The sequence below is a fragment of the Streptomyces sp. XD-27 genome (assembly GCF_030553055.1).
Classification (GTDB): domain Bacteria; phylum Actinomycetota; class Actinomycetes; order Streptomycetales; family Streptomycetaceae; genus Streptomyces.
Map to the genome: position 1 here is coordinate 2,805,604 of NZ_CP130713.1, position 19,679 is coordinate 2,825,282.

General features: G+C 73.1%; 9 protein-coding genes and 3 pseudogenes. 5 read left to right on the forward strand and 7 right to left on the reverse strand.

Annotated features, from left to right (window positions below; genetic code table 11):
* Positions 1 to 134: 134 nt before the first annotated feature.
* From Q3Y56_RS11780 to Q3Y56_RS11805, 6 genes and pseudogenes are all read right to left on the reverse strand, one after another.
* Positions 135 to 4,625, reverse strand: a pseudogene (locus Q3Y56_RS11780) (type I polyketide synthase); the annotation flags it as partial.
* Positions 4,626 to 4,760: 135 nt separating this feature from the next.
* A pseudogene (locus tag Q3Y56_RS11785) lies at positions 4,761 to 9,323 on the reverse strand (type I polyketide synthase); the annotation flags it as partial.
* 161 nt (positions 9,324 to 9,484) lie between these two features.
* Positions 9,485 to 9,733, reverse strand: a pseudogene (locus tag Q3Y56_RS11790) (acyl carrier protein); the annotation flags it as partial.
* 260 nt (positions 9,734 to 9,993) lie between these two features.
* The gene (locus Q3Y56_RS11795) at positions 9,994 to 11,541 is read right to left on the reverse strand and encodes a PH domain-containing protein (protein ID WP_304461900.1); all 1,548 of its coding nucleotides are present in this window, start codon (positions 11,539 to 11,541) and stop codon (positions 9,994 to 9,996) included.
* Positions 11,538 to 12,038: a PH domain-containing protein gene (locus Q3Y56_RS11800; protein WP_304461901.1), complete on the reverse strand. Its 501-nt coding sequence runs from the start codon at positions 12,036 to 12,038 to the stop codon at positions 11,538 to 11,540. Before Q3Y56_RS11800 ends, Q3Y56_RS11795 begins: the two co-directional genes overlap by 4 nt.
* A gap of 53 nt (positions 12,039 to 12,091) precedes the next feature.
* On the reverse strand, positions 12,092 to 12,655 hold the full coding sequence (locus tag Q3Y56_RS11805; RefSeq protein WP_304461902.1) for a hypothetical protein: 564 nt from the start codon (positions 12,653 to 12,655) through the stop codon (positions 12,092 to 12,094).
* 175 nt (positions 12,656 to 12,830) lie between these two features.
* On the opposite strand from Q3Y56_RS11805, the gene Q3Y56_RS11810 reads away from it, so the two are divergent.
* The 5 genes from Q3Y56_RS11810 to Q3Y56_RS11830 all read left to right on the forward strand — a co-directional run bounded on the left by Q3Y56_RS11810 (position 12,831) and on the right by Q3Y56_RS11830 (position 16,822).
* Complete coding sequence (locus Q3Y56_RS11810) at positions 12,831 to 14,075, forward strand: sensor histidine kinase (protein WP_304461903.1); 1,245 nt, start codon at positions 12,831 to 12,833, stop codon at positions 14,073 to 14,075.
* A gap of 5 nt (positions 14,076 to 14,080) precedes the next feature.
* The gene (locus Q3Y56_RS11815) at positions 14,081 to 14,716 is read left to right on the forward strand and encodes a response regulator transcription factor (protein WP_304461904.1); all 636 of its coding nucleotides are present in this window, start codon (positions 14,081 to 14,083) and stop codon (positions 14,714 to 14,716) included.
* Positions 14,717 to 15,191: 475 nt separating this feature from the next.
* Entirely contained in the window at positions 15,192 to 15,686 is a 495-nt protein-coding gene (locus Q3Y56_RS11820) for an RICIN domain-containing protein (protein ID WP_304461905.1), read from the forward strand.
* A 192-nt stretch (positions 15,687 to 15,878) separates the two neighbouring features.
* Positions 15,879 to 16,259, forward strand: a complete 381-nt coding sequence (locus Q3Y56_RS11825) for a PadR family transcriptional regulator (RefSeq protein ID WP_304461906.1) — start codon at positions 15,879 to 15,881, stop codon at positions 16,257 to 16,259.
* Positions 16,256 to 16,822, forward strand: coding sequence for a hypothetical protein (locus tag Q3Y56_RS11830; protein ID WP_304461907.1), 567 nt, complete (start codon positions 16,256 to 16,258; stop codon positions 16,820 to 16,822). Before Q3Y56_RS11825 ends, Q3Y56_RS11830 begins: the two co-directional genes overlap by 4 nt.
* A 15-nt stretch (positions 16,823 to 16,837) precedes the next feature.
* On the opposite strand, the gene Q3Y56_RS11835 is transcribed toward Q3Y56_RS11830, so the two are convergent.
* The gene (locus Q3Y56_RS11835; RefSeq protein ID WP_369696735.1) at positions 16,838 to 19,669 is read right to left on the reverse strand and encodes an AAA family ATPase; all 2,832 of its coding nucleotides are present in this window, start codon (positions 19,667 to 19,669) and stop codon (positions 16,838 to 16,840) included.
* Positions 19,670 to 19,679: the final 10 nt, after the last annotated feature.

Here is a 19,679-nt window from a genome sequence, read left to right on the forward strand (position 1 = left end):
CCAGCGCGGCCGCTGGGAGGTGCCCCCACAGCCGCCGTGGCCCCGGGGAGGGTGGCCTCGGCGCTTCGCGAGCCCAACAGTTCGACGCGCAGGTGCTCCGCGAGAGCCGAAGCCGTCGGATAGTCGTAGACGAGCGTGGCCGACAACCGCAGCCCACTCGCCGCACCCAACCGGTTCCGCAACTCGACAGCAGTCAAGGAGTCGAAGCCCAGCTCCTTGAACGCCCGCCCAGGCTCGACCGCGTCCACGCCGCCATGCCCCAGCACCGCCGCCACCTGCGCACGCACCAGCTCCAGCAGGGTACGACGGGCCTCGGCCTCACTCAGTCCTGCCAGCCGCTCGGCAAGGGCCCCGGTGCCGGGCGTCAGGGCGGTACGAGGGGGGCCATCGGCTCCGGTGACGGCCGACGCCCGCCGTGCCGCCGCCAGTTCGGCGAGGATTGCGCTCGGCCGCACCGCCGTGAACTCCGGCAGGAAGCGGTCCCAGTCGATGTCGGCGACCGTCAGCGCGGTCTCGTCCAGATCGAGAGCCTGCTGGAGCGCCCGGAGCGCCGGCTCGGGTGCCATGGGCGGCACTCCGTCGCGGCGCATCCGCTGCTCCAGCGCCTCGTCGGCGGCCATGCCGGTCCCGGCCCACGGGCCCCACGCGATCGACGTCGCCGGAAGCCCCTCCGCCCGCCGCCGCTCCGCCAACGCGTCCAGGAACGCATTACCCGCCGCGTAGTTGCCCTGACCGGCCGCACCCACCGAACCGGCGAAGGAGGAGAAGAGCACGAACGCGGACAGGTCGAGGTCGCGGGTCAGCTCGTGCAGGTTCTGGGCGGACGCGGCCTTCGCCCGCAGCACCCGCTCCACCCGCTCGGCATCCAAGGCGTCCAGCACACCGTCGTCCAGCACACCGGCCGCGTGCACCACCGCCGTCAGCGGCAACTCCGCCGAAAGCCCGGCCAGCAGACCGGCCAGCGCCTCCCGATCGGCGACGTCACAGGCCGCCACGGTGACCTGGGCGCCCGACGCGGCGAGTTCGTCGCGCAGCTCCTGCGCGCCCGGCGCCTCCAGGCCACGACGGCTGGTCAGGACGACATGCTCGGCACCCTGGCCGATCAGCCAACGGGCCACATGCGCACCCAGCGCGCCCGTACCACCCGTCACCAACACCGACCCGGCCCCGGGCCGCCAGCCACGACCGCCGCCCGACGGTGCCGACGCCCGCACCAGCCGACGCCCGAACACCCCCGACGAACGGACCGCCACCTGGTCCTCGCCACCGCCACTGCCGCCCGCCAGCACACCCGCCAGCCGCGACAGCCCACGCTCATCGACCGTCTCGGGGAGGTCGACCAGACCACCCCAGCGCTCCGGCAGTTCGAGGGCCGCGACCCGGCCCAAGCCCCACACCTGCGCCTGCACCGGGCTGACGGACGCGTCCGAGCGACCCACCGAGACCGCGCCCCGCGTGGCCACCCACAACGGCGCGTCCACCCCGGCGTCACCCAGCGCCTGCACGAGCGTGGCCGTACGCAGCAGCCCGGCGGCGCCGTCCGCGTCCTCGACGGCGAGGAGCGAGAAGACACCCGCGACGGGCCGGTCGGCCGCCGCGGCACGCAGCAGCGCGGCCACACCCGCCCGGTCCTCCGCGTCGACCTCGACCGGCCGGACCTCGGCGCCGCGCGTGGACAGCGCCCGCACGGCCCCGGCGGCCCATTCCTCGGCCGCACCACTGGCCGGTACGGCGACGAGCCAGGTCCCGGACGGCGCACCGCCGCCGGACCGGTCCACGGCTACCGGCTGCCACGTCACGCGGTAGCGCCAGCCGTCCACCGTCGCGCGCTCCGCCTGCTGCCGCCGCCACGACGACAACGCGGGCAGCGCGTCCCCCAGCGACAGCCCCGGATCCACCGCCAACTCCGCCGCGAGCACATCCACATCCCCGCGCTCCACGACCTCCCAGAACCGCTCGTCGACGGCGCTGTGCGGCGCGGTCCCCGAGGAGGCCGGGGCGGCCTCCAGCCAGAACCGCTCGCGCTGGAAGGGGTACGTAGGCAGCGCGGTCGGCGCGATCCGACGTGCGCCGGTGTCCGCGAAGTACGCCGTCCAGTCCGGGGACAGCCCGCGCACGTGCAGCCGGGCGACGGCTTCGGCCAACGCCTCGGCCTCGGGACGGCCCTTGCGGAGAGCGGGGGCGAAGGCCGCCCCGTCGCCGGTCACGCACTCCTGCGCCAACGCGGACAGCACCCCGTCGGGACCCAACTCCAGGAACGTCGTGACGCCCTGGCCTTCGAGGGTCCGTACGCCGTCGAGGAAGCGGACGGACTCACGGACGTGCCGCACCCAGAAGTCGGCGGTCGCGATCTCCTCAGCGGCCACCACGGAACCGGTCAGACCCGACACGATCGGGATACGCGGGGCCTCGTACGACAGGCCCTCCGCGACCTCCCGGAACGCCTCCACCATCCCATCCATACGCGGCGAGTGGAACGCGTGGCTGACGCCGAGCCGCTTCGTCTTACGGCCGTCGGCCTCGAAGCGCGCCGCAATCGCCAGTGCCGCATCCTCGTCACCCGCGATGACGACCGACGTCGGGCCGTTGAGCGCGGCGATACTCACGCGCTCGGTGAGCAGCGGCAGTACCTCGTCCTCCGACGCCTGGAGCGCGATCATCGCGCCACCGTCAGGCAGCTCCTGCATCAGACGGCCGCGAGCCGCGACCAACGTGCAGGCGTCTTCCAGCGACAGCACCCCGGCGACATGCGCGGCGGCCAGCTCACCGATCGAATGCCCGGACAGGAAGTCCGCCCGCAGCCCCCACGCCTCCACCAGACGGAACAACGCCACCTCGACCGCGAACAACGCAGGCTGCGTGTACACCGTCTGATCCAACAACCCCGCGTCGTCCCCGAACAGCACGTCCCGCAGCGGCCGGTCCAGGTGCCCGTCCAGATGCGCGCACACCGCGTCCAGCGCCTCAACGAACACCGGATACGTCTCGTACAGCTCACGGCCCATGCCGAGCCGCTGACTGCCCTGCCCCGTGAACAGGAACGCCACCTTGCCCTCGGTGACGGTTCCCACCGCCAGCCCGGCGGCGTCCCGGTCGGCCGCGAACGCCTCCAGGCCCTCGACGAGCCCCGTGCGGTCGACGGCGACGATCGCGGCGCGGTCGTCCAGCGAGGCGCGGCCGGTGGCGAGCGCCTGCGCGACATCGGGCCCGCTCAGCTCGGGGTGCGCGCGCAGGTGGGCGGCGAGCCGCGCGGCCTGGGCGCGCAGCGCCGTCCCGCCCTGGGCGGACAGGACGTACGGCAGGGCGGCGGGCGCCGCGCGGTCGGCGGTGGTCGGCGCCGCCGCCAGGAGGTCGTCGACGGGCGCCTGCTCGATGATGGTGTGCGCGTTGGTGCCGCTGAGTCCGAACGAGGAGACACCGGCCCGGCGCGGATGACCGCCGGTCTCCGGCCACTCGCGCGCCTCCGTCAGCAGCGCGACGTCGCCCGCAGACCAGTCGACGTGCGGTGACGGCTCGTCGACGTGCAGCGTCCGCGGCAGCAGCCCGTGCTCCATCGCCAGCACCATTTTGATGACGCCCGCGACACCGGCGGCGGCCTGCGTGTGCCCGATGTTGGACTTGACCGATCCCAGCCACAGCGGCCGGTCCTCGGGCCGGTCCTGGCCGTACGTGGCCAGCAGCGCCTGCGCCTCGATCGGGTCACCCAGCGTCGTACCCGTACCGTGCGCCTCCACCGCGTCCACATCCGCGGCCGAGAGCCCGGCGCCCGCCAGCGCCTGGCGGATGACCCGCTGCTGGGACGGCCCGTTGGGGGCGGTCAGCCCATTGCTCGCGCCGTCCTGATTCAGCGCGCTGCCGCGGACGAGGGCGAGCACCGGGTGGCCGTTCCTCCGCGCGTCCGACAGCCGCTCCACGAGCAGCATGCCGACGCCCTCGCCCCAGCCCGTGCCGTCCGCACCCGCCGCGAACGCCTTGACCCGGCCGTCCGCCGCCAGCCCCCGCTGACGGCTGAAGTCCACGAACGGCTCCGGCGTGGACATGACCGTGACGCCGCCCGCGAGGGCCAGCGTGCACTCGCCGTTCCGCAGGGCCTGCACCGCCATGTGCAGGGCCACCAGCGACGACGAGCACGCCGTGTCCACCGTCACCGCCGGGCCCTCCAGCCCGAACGTGTACGAGACGCGACCCGAGACGACGCTGGCCGCGTTGCCCGTACCAAGGTGCCCCTCAAGGCCCTCGGGCGGGGTGGCGGCCAGCGCGGCGTAGTCCTGGCCGTTCGTCCCCGCGAAGACCCCGGTCTTGCTGCCGCGCAGCGTCGCCGGGTCGATGCCCGCCCGCTCGAACGCCTCCCACGACGTCTCCAGCAGCAGCCGCTGCTGCGGATCCATCGCGAGCGCCTCACGCGGCGAGATACCAAAGAACGCCGCGTCGAAGTCGGCCACGTCGTACAGGAACCCGCCCTCACGCGTGTACGACGTCCCCTGCCGCTCCGGATCCGGGTCATACAACGCACCCAGATCCCAACCACGGTCGGACGGGAACCCCGCCACCGCGTCCCCACCGGCCGACAGCAACTGCCAAAGCTCCTCCGGCGAACGCACCCCACCCGGGAACCGGCAGCTCATCGCCACAATCGCGACCGGATCCTCGTCGATCGCGACCGATCCCGACGCCGGGCCGGAGACCACCGCGTCCGCGCCCAGCAGCTCGGCGCGCAGATGCTCCGCGAGAGCCGAAGCCGTCGGATAGTCGTAGACGAGCGTGGCCGACAACCGCAGCCCACTCGCCGCACCCAACCGGTTCCGCAACTCGACAGCGGTCAGCGAGTCGAAGCCCAGCTCCTTGAACGCCCGCCCAGGCTCGACCGCGTCGGCACCGCCGTGCCCCAGCACCGCCGCCACCTGCGTACGCACCAGGTCGAGAAGGGTACGACGGCGCTCGGCCTCGCTCAGCCCTGCCAGCCGCTCGGCAAGGGAGGACGCGGCGTCGGCGTCGGTGACGACGCGGGGGCCGTCCGCGGCGTTCGCGTCCCGGCCCACCTCGGGCAGCTCGGCGAGCAGCGGACTCGGCCGGACCGCGGTGAGGGTCCGGGTGAAGCGGTGCCAGTCGATGTCGGCGACCGTCACCGTGGTCTCGTCCAGGTCGAGAGCCCGCTGGAGGGCGGTGATGGCGAGCTCGGGCGCCATCGGCGGCATGCCCTCGCGGCGCATCCGCTGCTCCAGCGCCTCGTCGGCGGCCATGCCGGTCCCGGCCCACGGGCCCCACGCGATCGACGTCGCCGGAAGCCCCTCCGCCCGCCGCCGCTCCGCCAACGCGTCCAAGAAGGTGTTCGCGGCGGCGTAGTTGGCCTGCCCGGCCGCACCCACCGAACCGCTGATCGACGAGAACAGGACGAACGCGGACAGGTCGCGGCCACGGGTCAGGTCGTGGAGGTTCTGGGCGGACGCGGCCTTCGCCCGCAGCACCCGTTCCACCCGCTCGGCGTCCAACGCGTCCAGGACGCCATCGTCCAGCACGCCCGCCGTGTGGAAGACCGCCGTCAACGGCGCCTCCGCGGGCAGCCCCGCCAGCAGCCCGGCCAGCGCTTCCCGGTCGGCCACATCGCACGCCGTGATGGTCACCCGCGCGCCGAGCCCCGCGAGTTCGTCGCGCAGTTCGGCGGCGCCCGGCGCCTCCAGGCCCCGGCGGCTGGTCAGGACGACGTTCTCGGCACCGTGACGCACCAGCCAACGGGCCACCTGCGCACCCAGCGCGCCCGTACCGCCTGTGACCAGCACAGACCCGGGGCCCGGCCACCAACCGCGACCACCGGCCGGCGACGATCCGGAAGCGCGCACCAGACGGCGCCCGAAGAGCCCCGTCGGACGGACCGCCACCTGATCCTCACCACTGCCACTGCCACTGCCACCCGCCAGCACACCGGCCAGCCGGGACAGCGCACGGTCGTCCAGCACCTCGGGCAGATCGACCAAGCCGCCCCAGCGCTCGGGGAGTTCCAGCGCCGCGACCCGGCCCAGACCCCACACCTGCGCCTGCACCGGATCCACCGCACCATCGGAACGGCCCACCGACACGGCGCCCCGCGTGGCCACCCACAACGGCGCGTCCACACCGGCATCACCCAGCGCCTGCACCAGCGCCAGGGTCTCCAACAGCCCACCGGCACCCTCGGCGGCCGGCAGGGAGAGCACTCCCGCCACGGCATCGTCGGCGACCGCCGTACGCAGCCGCTCGGCGACACCGGCCCGGTCCTCGCCCAGCTCGACGCGCCGGACCTCGGCGCCCCGCGCGGACAGCGCCCGTACCACGTCCGCGGCCCGCTCCTCCGCCGTGCTGCCCTGCGGGGCGGCCACCAGCCACAGCCCGGTGAGGCGCGCCGCGGCGTCCAGGGCCAGCGGCTTCCACGTCGCCCGGTAGCGCCAGCCGTCCACCGTCGAGCGGTCCGCCTGCTGCCGCCGCCACGACGACAACGCGGGCAGCGCGTCACCCAACGGAAGCCCCGGATCCACCGCCAACTCTGCGGCGAGCGCGTCGACGTCCCCGCGCTCCACGGCCTCCCAGAACCGCTCGTCGACCGGGTCCGCGGCACTCTGCGCGGCGGTGGCGGCAGGCGTGTCCAGCCAGTACCGCTCGCGCTGGAACGCGTACGTGGGCAGGTCGACCGTCCGCGCTCCCGTACCGGCGTAGGCCGCGGCCCAGTTCACCTTCCTGCCCCGGACGTACGCCTGCGCCACGGCCCGGATCAGGGTCTCGGGCTCCGGGCGGGCGGCGCGCAGCGTGGGCGCGAGGACGGCGCCGTCGGCGTCGGGCAGGCAGTCCTCGGCCATGGCGGTCAGTACGCCGTCGGGGCCGAGTTCCAGGAAGGTCGTGGCACCCCGGTCGGCGAGGGCGCGTATGCCGTCGTGGAACCGCACGGCTTCCCGTACGTGCCGGACCCAGTACTCGGGCGAGCACAGTTCCTCGACGGAGGCCGGGCGGCCGGTGACGGTGGACACGACGGGGATGCGCGGGGGCGCGTACTCCAGGACCTGGGCGACGCGCCGGAACTCGTCGAGCATGCCGTCCATGTGCGGCGAGTGGAAGGCGTGGCTCACCGTGAGCCGCTTCGTCTTGCGGCCCAGGTCCTCGAAGTGGCCCGCGATCCGCTGTACGGCGTCCTCGTCGCCGGAGACGACGACGGAGGCGGGCCCGTTCACCGCCGCGATGCCCACCCGGTCGGTGAGCAGCGGCAGGACCTCGTCCTCGGTCGCCTGCACGGCCGCCATGGCGCCGCCGGCGGGGAGTTCCTGCATGAGGCGGCCGCGTGCCGCGACCAGGGCGGCCGCGTCCTCCAGGGTGAACACGCCCGCCACGTGGGCGGCGGCGAGTTCGCCGATGGAGTGCCCGGCGAGCAGGTCGGGGCGCAGGCCCCAGGACTCGACCAGGCGGTACAGGGCCACCTCGACGGCGAACAGCGCGGGCTGGGTGTACGCCGTCCGGTCCAGCAGCGCGGCGTCGGGTGAGCCCGCTTCGGCGAAGACGACGTCCCGCAGCGGGACGTCGAGCTGCTCCTCCAGGTGCCAGCAGGCGTCGTCCAGCGCGTCGGCGAAGACGGGGTACGTGTCATACAGCTCGCGGCCCATGCCGAGCCGCTGGCTGCCCTGGCCGGTGAACAGGAACGCGAGCTTTCCGGCGGCTGGCGCGCCGCGTACGGCGGCGGGGGTGTCACGACCCTCGGCGAGGGTCCGCAAGTTCTCCAGGGCGGTGGCGCGGTCGGTGGCGAGGAGGACGGCGCGCTGCTCGAAGGTGGCGCGGGTGGTGGCGAGGGAGTGGCCGATGTCGGCGAGGGCGAGGTGCGGCTGGGCGTCGAGCCGGGCGCGCAACCGGCCCGCCTGGGCGTGCAGTGCCTCGGCCGACTTCGCCGAGAGCACCCACGGGAGGATGGCAGGCGCGGCGTCGCCGGGGGCCTGGCCGGTGGCGTCCGCGACGTCGGCGGCGGCCCGGCCGGTGGTGTCCGCGGCGGGCGCGGCGATGGCCGCCGGGTCGCCCTGGTCGGCGGCGTCCGGCCGGGGCTCGGGCGCGGCCACGGGGGTGGGCGGCTGCTCGATGATGGCGTGGGCGTTGGTGCCGCTCATGCCGAAGGAGGAGACGGCGGCGCGCCGGACCCGCCCCGCGGCGGGCCACTCGCGTGCCTCGGTGAGTAGTTCGACGGCGCCTGCCGACCAGTCGACGTGCGGCGACGGCTGGTCGACGTGGAGCGTGCGCGGCAGCACGCCGTGGCGCATCGCCATGACCATCTTGATGACGCCGCCGACACCGGCGGCGGACTGGGTGTGGCCGATGTTCGACTTGAGCGAGCCGAGCCGGAGCGGGCGGTCCTCGGGGCGGTTCTGGCCGTAGGTGGCCAGCAGGGCCTGCGCCTCGATGGGGTCGCCGAGCGTCGTGCCCGTACCGTGCGCCTCGACGGCGTCGACGTCGGCGGCGGTCAGCCGGGCGTTGGCCAGGGCCTGGCGGATGACGCGCTGCTGGGCGGGGCCGCTGGGGGCGGTGAGGCCGTTGCTGGCGCCGTCCTGGTTGATGGCGGTGCCGCGGATGACGGCCAGCACCTGGTGGCCGTTGGCTTGCGCGTCGGCCAGCCGCTCGACCAGCAGCATGCCGACGCCTTCGCCCCACGCGGTGCCGTCGGCGGCGGCCGCGAACGGCTTGCAGCGGCCGTCCGGGGCGAGCCCGCGCTGGCGGCTGAAGGCGATGAACGAGCCGGGGTTGGCCATGACGGCGACGCCGCCGGCCAGGGCGAGGGGGCATTCGCCGTTGCGCAGTGCCTGGACGGCCAGGTGGAGCGCGACCAGCGACGAGGAGCAGGCCGTGTCGACGGTGACGGTGGGGCCCTCGAAGCCGAAGGTGTAGGCGATCCGGCCGGAGGCGACGCTGGCGGCGTTGCCGGTGACCAGGTAGCCCTCCAGGCCCGCCTCGGCCTCGTGCAGGCGGGGGCCGTAGTCCTGGGTCTCGGCGCCGACGAACACTCCGGCCTGGCCGCCGCGCAGTGCCGTGGGGTCGATCCCGGCGCGTTCGAACGCCTCCCAGGAGGTCTCCAGCAGCAGCCGCTGCTGCGGGTCCATGGCGAGGGCCTCGCGCGGCGAGATACCGAAGAACGCCGGGTCGAACTGGTCGGCGTCGTGCAGGAATCCGCCGGCGCGGGTGTAGCTGCTGCCCGGGGTGTCGGGGTCGGGGTCGTACAGCCCGGCGAGGTCCCAGCCGCGGCTGGTGGGGAATGCGGAAATGGCGTCCCGCTCGTCCGCGACGAGATTCCACAGGTCTTCGGGGAATGGACGCCACCGGGGAATCGGCAGCTCATTCCGATAATGGCAACAGGCTCATCGCCGGCAAAGGAAGCGGTGACGACCCGCCCGGTGTCCGCCTCGGACTCCCCCAGCAGCGCGGCGCGCAGGTGGGTGACGAGGTCGTGCGGGGTGGGGTGGTCGAAGGCGAGGGTGACGGGCAGCCGCAGCCCGGTGGCGGCGGTCAGCCGGGCGTGCAGGTCGACGGCGGCGAGCGAGTCGAAGCCCAGGTCCAGGAAGGAGCGGTGGGGTTCGAGGAGCTCGGGCGCGTTGTCCCGCAGGGCGGCCCGGACGAGGACGGCGACCCAGTCCCACAGCGTTTCGGTGCGCTCGGTCTCGGGCAGCTCCGCGAGCCGCTGCTGCCACGACGCCACCGGCGTGTGCTCGGGCGTGAAATCCTCGGACTCACTCATCATCGCGCCCCATTACCCCCGCAGACATAATCCAAGACCGTTGCCAGCCTTACACAGGGCAGGAACCCGAGAAACCCCTTCAAACCCCCTATGCACCCCTATTTTTCTATCGGGGCACACAATTCATCGGAGATTATCCAGGGTGCCCGAGAATTCCGCGCCAGACAAGGAATTCCTTTCCCCTGGACATAATTAGAGGTGGAGGGGCGGCCTTGCGGTCCGCCCCTCCACCTCTCGGGGGATGCGCCAGTTGGTCTTGTGGGTCAGCCGCGGTCCGGCGCCCGTTCGATGAACGGGGCGAGCAGCTGGGGTACGGCGCCTTCGGCGAGCATCAGCCCTTCGGTGACGGGCACGTCGCGGACCTTGTAGACGCCGTCGCCGGCGGCCGTGGTGGCGCCGAGGGTGAGCAGTCCGGCCCGGCGTTGGAAGGGGGCCCGGGAGATCTTCCAGCCGATGATGCCGTCGCGCTGCAGGGCGACGGTGCGGCGGGCGAACGTCCCCGAGCTCGCCACCAGGTAGCGGCCGCGCAGGCCGTGGCCGAGGGCCCGGTAGGCGTCGTAGGCGAAGGCCAGCAGCAGCGGCAGCAGGACGGCGGCGGTGATCCAGCCCGCGGTGACGAGCGTGGGGCCGAGCCACAGGCCGAGGCCGACGGGTACGGCGGCGATGAGGGCCGTGGCGGTGACCGCGCGGCTGATCCGGCGGCGCAGGGCTGCCCTGGGGTGCGCGGTCAGGCCGGCCCGTTCGGTGAGGGCCGGGTGGTCCACGAGCACGTCGGCGGCGACCCGGCGGGCCTCGTCGCGGGGGGTGGGCGGGGTCAGGACGCGGCGCCTGCGGTTGTCCTCCTGATTGCCCAGGCCGCTGGCCACGGCGTGCAGTTTGGCGCCCTTGGCCCAGCGCAGCGGGATCGGTTCGATCAGTTCGACGCCGCGCAGCCGACGTGCCTCGATGCTGACGGAGCGGGTGACGAGCAGTCCGCGGCGGATCCGGAACATGCCGCCTTCGGCGCGCTCCAGCCGGTAGCCGGACCAGCTCTCGATGAAGGCGCCGGTGGAACCGGCGATCCCGAGGACCACGACGACGGCGGCGGCCACCAGGAGTCCGTACCACAGGGGTACGGAGCCGAAGCGGTGCTCCAGGTCCTTGACGACGCCGAGTTCGAGGGGGTCGACCTTCATCTCGCGCAGCGTGCGGTAGAGGCTGCCGGCGACCACGAAGACGCCGCCGACGCCCCAGACGCTCAGCGGGCCGTACCGCAGCCAGGACCAGTCGAGTTCGCTGATCGGGCCGTCCTGCCGGACCGGTGCCGCGCCGCGGCCCGCGTCGCGCCGCTCGATGATCTGGCGGCGCAGCTCGACGGCGTCGGTCGTGCGGATGCCTTCGAGGGCGAGGGCGCGGCCGCCGGCGGCGGACTGCTCGCCGGTGCCGATCCGGAGGGTGGTGAGCCCGAAGAGGCGGTGCAGGGGGTTGGCGGTGAGGTCGACGCTGCGGATCCGGTCGAGGGGGATCGACCGCTCGCTGCGGAAGAAGCGGCCGGAGTGGAGTTCGACCCGGTCGTCGGTGACCCGGTAGCGGGTGGTGGCCAGCCGCATCAGGCCGATGCCGCTGACGACGAGGAAGGTGAGGAACAGCGAGCCGAGGGTGATCAGGACCTGGAGGTTGGTCTCGCCGCCGCCGAGCGCGAGGCTGAGCGCGAACAGGGCCGCGGGCGAGGCGAGGATGCTCAGGTTGACCAGGACGAGCCGGCCGCTGAGCCGCCCCCATTCGGGCTGCGCCGCGTGGGCCCGCCGCCGGACCGCGGTCTCGGGGGTCACGTCGCGTCTCCCGGTGTGGCCTGGGTGAACCGGGTCAGGTGCGCCACGAGATCGTCGGCGACCCGGTGGTCGAGGCCCTTGATCTTCACCGCGCCGGCGGCGGAGGCGGTGGTCACGGTGACGCCGGAGAGCCCGAACATCTGCTGGAGCGGCCCGCGCAGGGTGTCCACCGTCTGGATGCGGGACAGCGGTACGACGCGCCACTGCTGCCACAGCCAGCCGGAGGCGGCGTAGACCGCCTGGTCGGTGGCCTCCCAGCGGTGGACCCGGTAGCGCCAGGCCGGCATGACGGCCATGTAGAGCAGGCCGGGAACGGCGGAGATGAGCGTGGCCCAGGCGAAGAACGCGCGGGTGGGCGGGATGGAGAGGGACAGGATCCCGAAGGTGAGCGGCAGGGGCAGGGCGAACAGCGCCGACTGCAGGGTCCACCAGCCGATCGCGCGGCTGCCGACCCGGTGGCGAGGCGGCCGGAGCCTCACGTTCCCGTTGTGTTCCACTGCTTCACCCTCGCTCTTGCGTCTCACGCTGTTGACTGCCCGCTGACGCCAGGTCAGCTCACCGGGCCGGTGCCGCCGACGGGCTGCCCGGCGCCCGGCAGCGGGGCCTGCGCCGCCGCGGCCCGCACCTTGCGCATCTTGGTCAGCAGGACGGCGGTACGGGTCAGCACCATGGCCAGCGACATGAAGACGAAGGCGTTGGCGTAGGCGTCCTCGCCGCTGATCTTGTTCTCGATGGAGAAGCGGATGAGGTCAGCGGTGAACCAGTGCTCGGCCCCGTAGGCGAAGACGATGCGCCCGCAGGAGAGCACCACCCACACCAGCGCGTAGCCGATGCCGCCGACGGTGTAGATCTCGCCGGACTCGTGCCGGTAGGCGGGGAGCAGCGTACCGGCGATCAATCCGCAGATCACCCCCACCCCGACCCCTACGAGCTGGAGCGACAGATCGTTCCCCTGGGTGGGGAAGGAGTGCACGAAGATCGCGATCACGACGGCGACCGCGATCACCGAGCGCACCATGCGCATCGTGGTGATGCGGCGGTGCCCGATGTCGGTGGCCAGGATGATGATCAGAATCGTGCCGCTGGCGACGAGTGCGGACATGAACTGGCTCATATGACGACTCCCGGCCGTACTGGGTTGTTCGCGTGCTGTTCGCGTGCTGCGTTGCACTTCAATGTGGTGTCTCCACGCTAGGCCGGTGACCGGCGTCGCCGGGACGACTGAACGGTGGGTTCCCCGTGTCAACCGACCGGTGGACACGGCGGACACGCGTGGTAGGACTGGTGGCGTGCTCAATCACCCTCAGGGGGACGTGCCGGAGGCCGGCGCGTACTACGGCCCCGAGTCGGGAACCCGCTGGTTCGGCCTGTGGGACGGCTTCTTCGCCGTCTCGTATCTCGTCACCGCCGTCTTACTGTTCATCTCCGGCGGCGAGCAGGTGTACCACTCCGTCGGCATCGGCGCGCTGACCCTGATCGTGCCCTGGTACGCGGCCCTCGGCCGGGGGCTGATGATCAGCGACACGACGGGGCCGCGGAACCTGGTCTTCGCCGCGGGCCTGCTGGTGCTGTTCGCCGGGACCACCGCGTTCAACCTGGCGGGCGCCTTCGCCCTGTTCGCCATCGTCCCCATGCTCATCATGAGCCTGCCGATGCGTACGGCCGTCGTGCTGGTGACGGTGGCCAACTTCTGGCCGGTGGCCGTGGCGTGGCTGCACGGCGGCAGCCTGGGCATGGACGCGCTGACCATCCTGCCCATCGCCCTGCTGAGCATCGGCCTGTCGGTCCTGCTCGGCATGTGGATCAAGCGGGTGGTACGGCAGAGCAAGGAGCGCGGCCGGTTGATCGAGCAGCTGCGGCAGAGCCGGGAGCGGGTGGCCAGGCTCTCCCACGAGGCCGGCATCGCCGCCGAGCGCGAGCGGCTGGCCCGGGAGATCCACGACACCCTCGCCCAGGGCCTGACCAGCATCATCTCCCTCGTACAGGCCGCCGAGTCGGAGGTCGGCAGCGCCCCGGAGCTGGCCCGTACCCATCTCGCCCTGGCCGGGCGGGTGGCCAAGGAGTCCCTGGCCGAGGCGCGCGACTTCGTCGCCGCCCTCACCCCGCCCGCGCTGCGCGGCAGCTCTCTGGTGCAGGCGGTGCGCCGGCAGGCGGAGGGCCTGGTCGCCGAGACCGGACTGGACGTCAGGTGCTCGGTCCAGGGCGAGGAGAAGCCCCTGCCGATGGCGGTCAGCGTGGTGCTGCTGCGCGCGGTGCAGGAGGCCATCGCCAACGTACGCAAGCACGCCACCCGGGCCCGGGTGGTCGACGTGGTGGTGGCGTACGACGAGGACACCGTCCGGGTGCTGATCAGCGACGACGGCCAGGGCTTCGCCGCGGACGAGCGGCAGGAGGGGTACGGTCTGCGCGGCATGCAGGCGCGCGTGGAGGAGATCAGCGGGGCGGCGACCGTCACCAGCCGACCGGGCGCGGGCACCACCGTCGAGGTGGCGGTGCCCCTGGAGACGCCGACGACCGAGGCCATCAGCGGGTGAGGAACATGTCCCAAGGAAAGCCGATCGCGGTCCTGCTGGCCGACGACCATCCGGTGGTGCGCGAGGGCCTGAGCGCGATGCTGGAGTCCGCCGACGGCATCACGGTCGTCGGCCAGGCGGGCTCCGGCGAGGAGGCCGTCGTCCAGGCCGCCGCGCTGCGGCCGGACATCGTGCTGCTGGACCTGCGGATGGGCGGCATGGACGGCGTCGCCGCCACCGGCCACATCCTGCGCCGGTCGCCGTCCACCAAGGTCGTCATCGTCACCACGTACGAGGACGACGCCGACATCCTGCGCGCGGTGGAGGCCGGTGCGGCGGGCTATCTCCTCAAGGGCAGTTCGCGGCAGGAGCTGATCGACGCGGTGCACACGGCGGCCCGCGGCGAGACCGTCCTCACCCCCTCACTGGCCGGGAAGCTGTTCCGGCCGCGGACGGTGGAGCCCGCGCCGCTGTCCGGGCGCGAGTGCCAGGTGCTCCGGCTGGTCAGCCAGGGCCTGACCAACGCGGAGATCGGCGCGAAGCTGTTCATCAGCGAGGCCACCGTGAAGACCCACCTGCTGCGCGCGTACCGGAAACTCGGGGTCTCCGACCGCACGGCCGCGGTGATGGCGGCGCTGGAGCACGGCCTGCTGACGCCCTGACCGACTACTGACGCCCTGCCCGACCCACCCGAGCCGCCATTTCGGACATACGGCGATCAGTCGGGTTCGGGCCGGTGCGCGCGGGCGGGCGGCGCCGCACCGTTGACCGGATTCGTCCGAACTCCCTCACGACGGACGGTCCGCCCGCGGCGACACGAGAACGATTCCGACCGCTTCCGCTCTCCTTTCGATCGCATCCGCGCAGCCCGGCCACGGAATTTGTTATTCCGTCCCGAGACCCGGAAACTCCGCACCGCATTCGAGTCAGCGGAGAACCGGCGGTTTCGCGCACTTGCCGAGGGCACCGCGCATACGGGAATCGAACCAATTGAACAGCCGACTTTCCCGGCGCGCCGATGCCCGGAATCCGCCTACCTTTTCGGCTGCAACCGCCGCTACGTTCTCGTGCCAGGCAACGGGGCAAGCGCCCCGAGCAGTTGCCCACCCATTTCCCTCAGCGAAGGAAGAGGAGAACGTGGCGACATTCAAGAGAACCGCCGTCGCACTGTCCGCAACCGCCCTGCTCGGCTGCGGCCTGCTGGCCGGCACCCCCGCGACCGCCGCCGACACGGCCGACGGGGACGTCTCGTACACGTTCCAGAACATCGGAACCGACCGGAACCTCGACGCCACCGGCAACAGCTCCGTCCTGTCGTGGACCCCGGACCAGTCCGGCACGCAGGACTTCCACCTGCGCACCGGGGAGCGGCAGGGCTACCAGATCGAGAGCACGTTCCTCCCCGGCAAGTGCGCCACTGCAAAGGGCATCGGGAAGGAGGTGAAGCTCGAAAAGTGCAACACCAGCGTCCAGGCGCAGTACTGGAACTACACCGTCTCGGAGGACGGTGACACCTTCCAGAGCCGCAAGTACCCGCGCGGCTGCGTCCAGGACAACGGCAACTTCACCGCGGTGTCGCTGATGCGCTGCACCGGTGCCGAGAACCAGATGTGGATGGCGCTGACCAAGTAGCCGCGAGCCGGTGGCATCCCCGTAGCGCCACCGCGGCGGGAACTCATCCGCTGTCCCCGACCGTCCCCGGCTTCGATGGGCCCGGCAGACCTCTGCCGGGCCCATCACGCGCCCGGGCGGTCCGCCGGTGCTCACGCCCCGCGAGTCCAAGTATCTTGCGGTGCATGGGAATGGCTGACTATCTTGCACCGCATGACAAAGGAGTCCGCGGCAGCCGCTGGTGACCAACGGCGCAGCCAACTCCTGCGCGGGGTACTCGACCTGTGCCTGCTGTCGCTCATCGCCGAACGGCCGCGGTACGGCTTCGAGTTCGTCGAGGCACTCACCGGCAAAGGGCTGGACCTGGTAGGCGAGGGCAGCATCTACCCGCTGCTCTCCCGGATGGAACGGGCCGGGCTCGTCTCCTCGTTCCGCGCGCCGTCCGCCAGCGGCGGTGCCCCGCGCAAGTACTACCGCCTGACCGACGCGGGACGCGCCGAAATGACCAGCGGCCGGGCCGTTTGGCACACCTTCGCCGGGCAAGTGAGCCGGATCCTGACCGACACCGAATCCACGGGGGACACAGCATCATGACCAACGAGGAGACCCTCGCGATCTGCCGCAGCAACTGGGAGTACCGGGGGATCGACGACGCGTCGGTGCGGGACATGGTCAACGAACTCTCCGCGCACCTGGAGGACGCGCAGGCGGCGGGCCGTACGGCACGGGACGTCGTCGGCGACGACGTCCCGGCGTTCGCCGCGTCATGGGCGCGGGCACGCACTCCGTTCCCCCGCCGAGCGCTGCGTATGGCGTCGCTGACCTGCTTCGTGCTCGGCTGCATGCTCCTCCTGCTCGGCCATCTGCTCCACTGGACCACCCGGCTCTCCGTGAACGCCGACAACGTCGCCCTCTACGCCGCTGCCGCGACCGTGACCGTCGTCTTGGAACTGCGGCGTGGCAGCCTCGGCCTGGGCAGAACCCACGTCGTCTTCCTGGCCGCCGGCCTGCCCGCGGCGTTCCTGACCTGGTGGCTGGTCGGAGACGCCGTGCTGTGCACCCTGCCACTGTGGGTCACGCCGGTGCTGCTGCTCCCGGGGCTGCCGTATGCCGTCGCGGACGCACGGGCCAGGAAGAGCGCCGTGCCGAGCGCGTAAACGGCGCCCGAGCGGTCAGGCGATCCCGGTGAGCGCGCTGTCGGCCAGCTTCGCCGGCAGGTCGCGGCGCCGCTTGACCTTCAGCTTGCGGTAGATGCGGGTGAGGTGCTGCTCCACCGTGCTGACGGTGACGAAAAGCTTGGAGGCTATCTCCCGGTTGGTGTTGCCGTGCGCGGCCAGCAGGGCGACCCGCGCCTCCGCCTCGGTCAGCACCTCCATCTCCCGCTGCGGGTCCGCCTCGCGGCCCGGCTGTGCCGGGGCCACCAGGTCGCCCGTTTCGGCGTGGCTGGGGATCAGCTGCCGGCACAGCGGCTCGGCGCCGCACGCCTTGGCCACGTGCCATGCCTTGCGGACGAGCATCCGGGCCCGGTTGAAGTCCCCCAAAGACCGGTATCCGCGCCCCAACTCACCCAGAGCAATGGCCAGTTGGAGCCGGTCGTCACCCGCTTCGAGGATCTCGACGGCCTCCTTGAGCGCGGGGAGGCGGCGCTTGAGGTCGTCCGTGCGGGCCAGGGCCAGCAGCAGCGCGCCGCGCAGCCGCGGGCGGTCGGAGCCGCGCCGAAGTTGGTCGTCGGCCAGCGCCCTGGCCCGCTGCGGCTCGCCGAGCGCGAGCCACGCCTCCGCCGCGTCCAGCCGCCACGGGACCAGCTCGGGGGCGTCCAGCCGCCACGCCTCCATCAGCTCACCGCAGGCGGTGAAGTCGCCCAGGGCGGCGTGGTAGCGGCCGGTGGCCAGGTGGCAGCGGCCGCGGGCGCGCAGGTAGTGCAGTCCGGGCAGGGTCTGGAAGAGCGCGTCGGGGATGGGCTGTTCCAGCAGGGCCATGGCCTCGTCGTACCGGCCCATGCCCGTCTCGGCCTGGATCAGGGTGGCCAGCGGCAGGCCGATGCCGATCCCCCAGCCCTGCACGCTGATCCGCGCCATGGCCGAGCGCGCCTGGTGGGCGGCGACCGGCAGGTCGCCCTGGCGCAGGGCGATCTCGGCCCGTACCGCGGAGAGCAGGGCCTGCCAGGTCGGCACCCGGCGTGCCGCGCACTCGCCCAGCAGCCGCTCGCACCAGGACAGGGCCAGGTCCAGCCGGTCGGCGTAGACCAGGGCCAGCAGGGCGAAGACCAGGGGCTGGAGGGCGCCGTCGCTCAGGTGGTAGCGCTGCAGGACGCGTTCGGCCTCGATCTCCGCGCGGCCGCCGCAGCCGCCGCCGAGCGCGGCGGTGAGCGTGGCGGCGGACTGGGCGTACGCCTCCCCCGCCAGGTCCCTCGGCCCGATGAACGCGGTGGGGGCGCCGCCGGCGGTGGGGATACGGTCGCGCAGCGGCGGGCTGAGCATCGTCAGCCACTGGCCGGCGGCGGCGACGGCCGCGCCGGGCAGCGGGTCGGCGGCGGCGTGCCGGCCACGGGGCACGGTACGGGTGATCTCGTCGATGGCGTCGGCGGCCGTCTCCAGCCGCCCCGACCACGCCAGGTACGCGACGGTCATGGCAAGGTCGCGCGGGGCGACCTGGCCGTTCGCGGCCGCGGTGGCCAGCTGCGGCAGGTGGCCGTCGGCGCCGGCCGGGCCGAGCCGCCAGGCGACGCTGACCATACGGGTCTTGAGTTCGGCCCGCAGCGGGCCCTCCGCGCAGGCGTCGTAGGCGAGTTCCAGGCAGCGCAGGGCGAAGTCGAGGTCCTCTTCGACCAGGGCGTACTCGGCGGCCTCGCGCAGGATGGGCACGGTCCAGCGCTCGGCCTCCTGCCGGGCGGCGACCAGGTGCCGGCCGACCTCGAGGGCGGCCGCGCCGTCGCCGTGCAGCAGTTCGGCGGCGCGGCGGTGGAGTTCGGAGAGGACCGGTGCGGGGACGGCGTCGAGGACGGCGGCGCGAGCCGCGGTGTCGCGGAAGCCCGCCCCGTCGAGGATGGCGCACTGCTGGAGATCCTGCAGGCCCTGTTCGACGGTGCCGACTCCCGTGTCGAGCAGTCGGCCGAGGAGGTGCGGGGAGCCCGCGTCGCCGAGCACGGCCACGCCCCGGGCGATCGTCAGGACGTCGGGCTCGCCCCGGTGCAGGCAGTCGAGTACGGCCTGTTCGAAGGTCTCGCCGGGCGCCGGGCGCTGCCGGGACTCCCCGCACTCGCCGCCGGTCCGCCAGTCCTCCAGCAGAGCCCGCAGCAGCAGGGGGCTGCCGCCCGTGACGCGGTGGCACTCGGGCGCCAGCCGGGCCGCGACGGCGGCGGAGACATGGCCGGACAGCATCTCGGCGGTGCCGGACTCGGTGAGCAGGTGCAGCCGCAGCCGGGCGCAGTTGGGCTGGCGCAGCAGTTCGGCGTGGAAGGCGAGCTGGTCCTGGCGGAGCCGGGTCGACTCGGTGAGCACGACCAGGGCCTTGGCCTGGCGGACCCGGCGGGCCAGGTGCAGCAGGAACTGGAGGGAGTGCTCGTCGCCGCAGTGCACGTCGTCGACGGCGAGGACGAGGGTGCGCTCCTCGGCCAGCCGCAGCAGCACCGACGACACGTCGGACATCATGCGCATGCGCCCCGGGGCGGTGGCGCGCAGGTCGTGGTCGTCCAGGAGGCGGGCCGCCTCCGCGCGGGTGGCGGGGGGTATGGCAGCGTTGTCGAAGAGCTTCTTGAGCAGGCCGAACGGCAGCTCACGCTCGGCTCGGGAACCGGTGACCTCCAGCAGCAGCGCGCCGGATTCGATGGCGTGTCCGCTGAAGGTGTCGAGCAGGTCGGTTTTCCCGCTGGCCACGGCGCCGCTGACGAGGGCGAGCTTTCCCCGGCCCTGTTGCGCGCAGCGCAGCATTTCGCGCAGCGCGGCCACGTGGTTCTCCCGCTCGGAAACGGTCGCGGGCGAAGAGGTTGACAGGGTCGCAGGCAAAGACGTTCAT

Excerpts from the sequence above, each read along its gene's own strand:
- Q3Y56_RS11815 (WP_304461904.1), top strand. The coding sequence starts at position 14,081 with ATGTCCCAAGGAAAGCCGATCGCGGTCCTGCTGGCCGACGACCATCCG.
- Q3Y56_RS11830 (WP_304461907.1), top strand. The coding sequence starts at position 16,256 with ATGACCAACGAGGAGACCCTCGCGATCTGCCGCAGCAACTGGGAGTAC.
- Q3Y56_RS11805 (WP_304461902.1), bottom strand. The coding sequence starts at position 12,655 with ATGAGCCAGTTCATGTCCGCACTCGTCGCCAGCGGCACGATTCTGATC.
- Q3Y56_RS11825 (WP_304461906.1), top strand. The coding sequence starts at position 15,879 with ATGACAAAGGAGTCCGCGGCAGCCGCTGGTGACCAACGGCGCAGCCAA.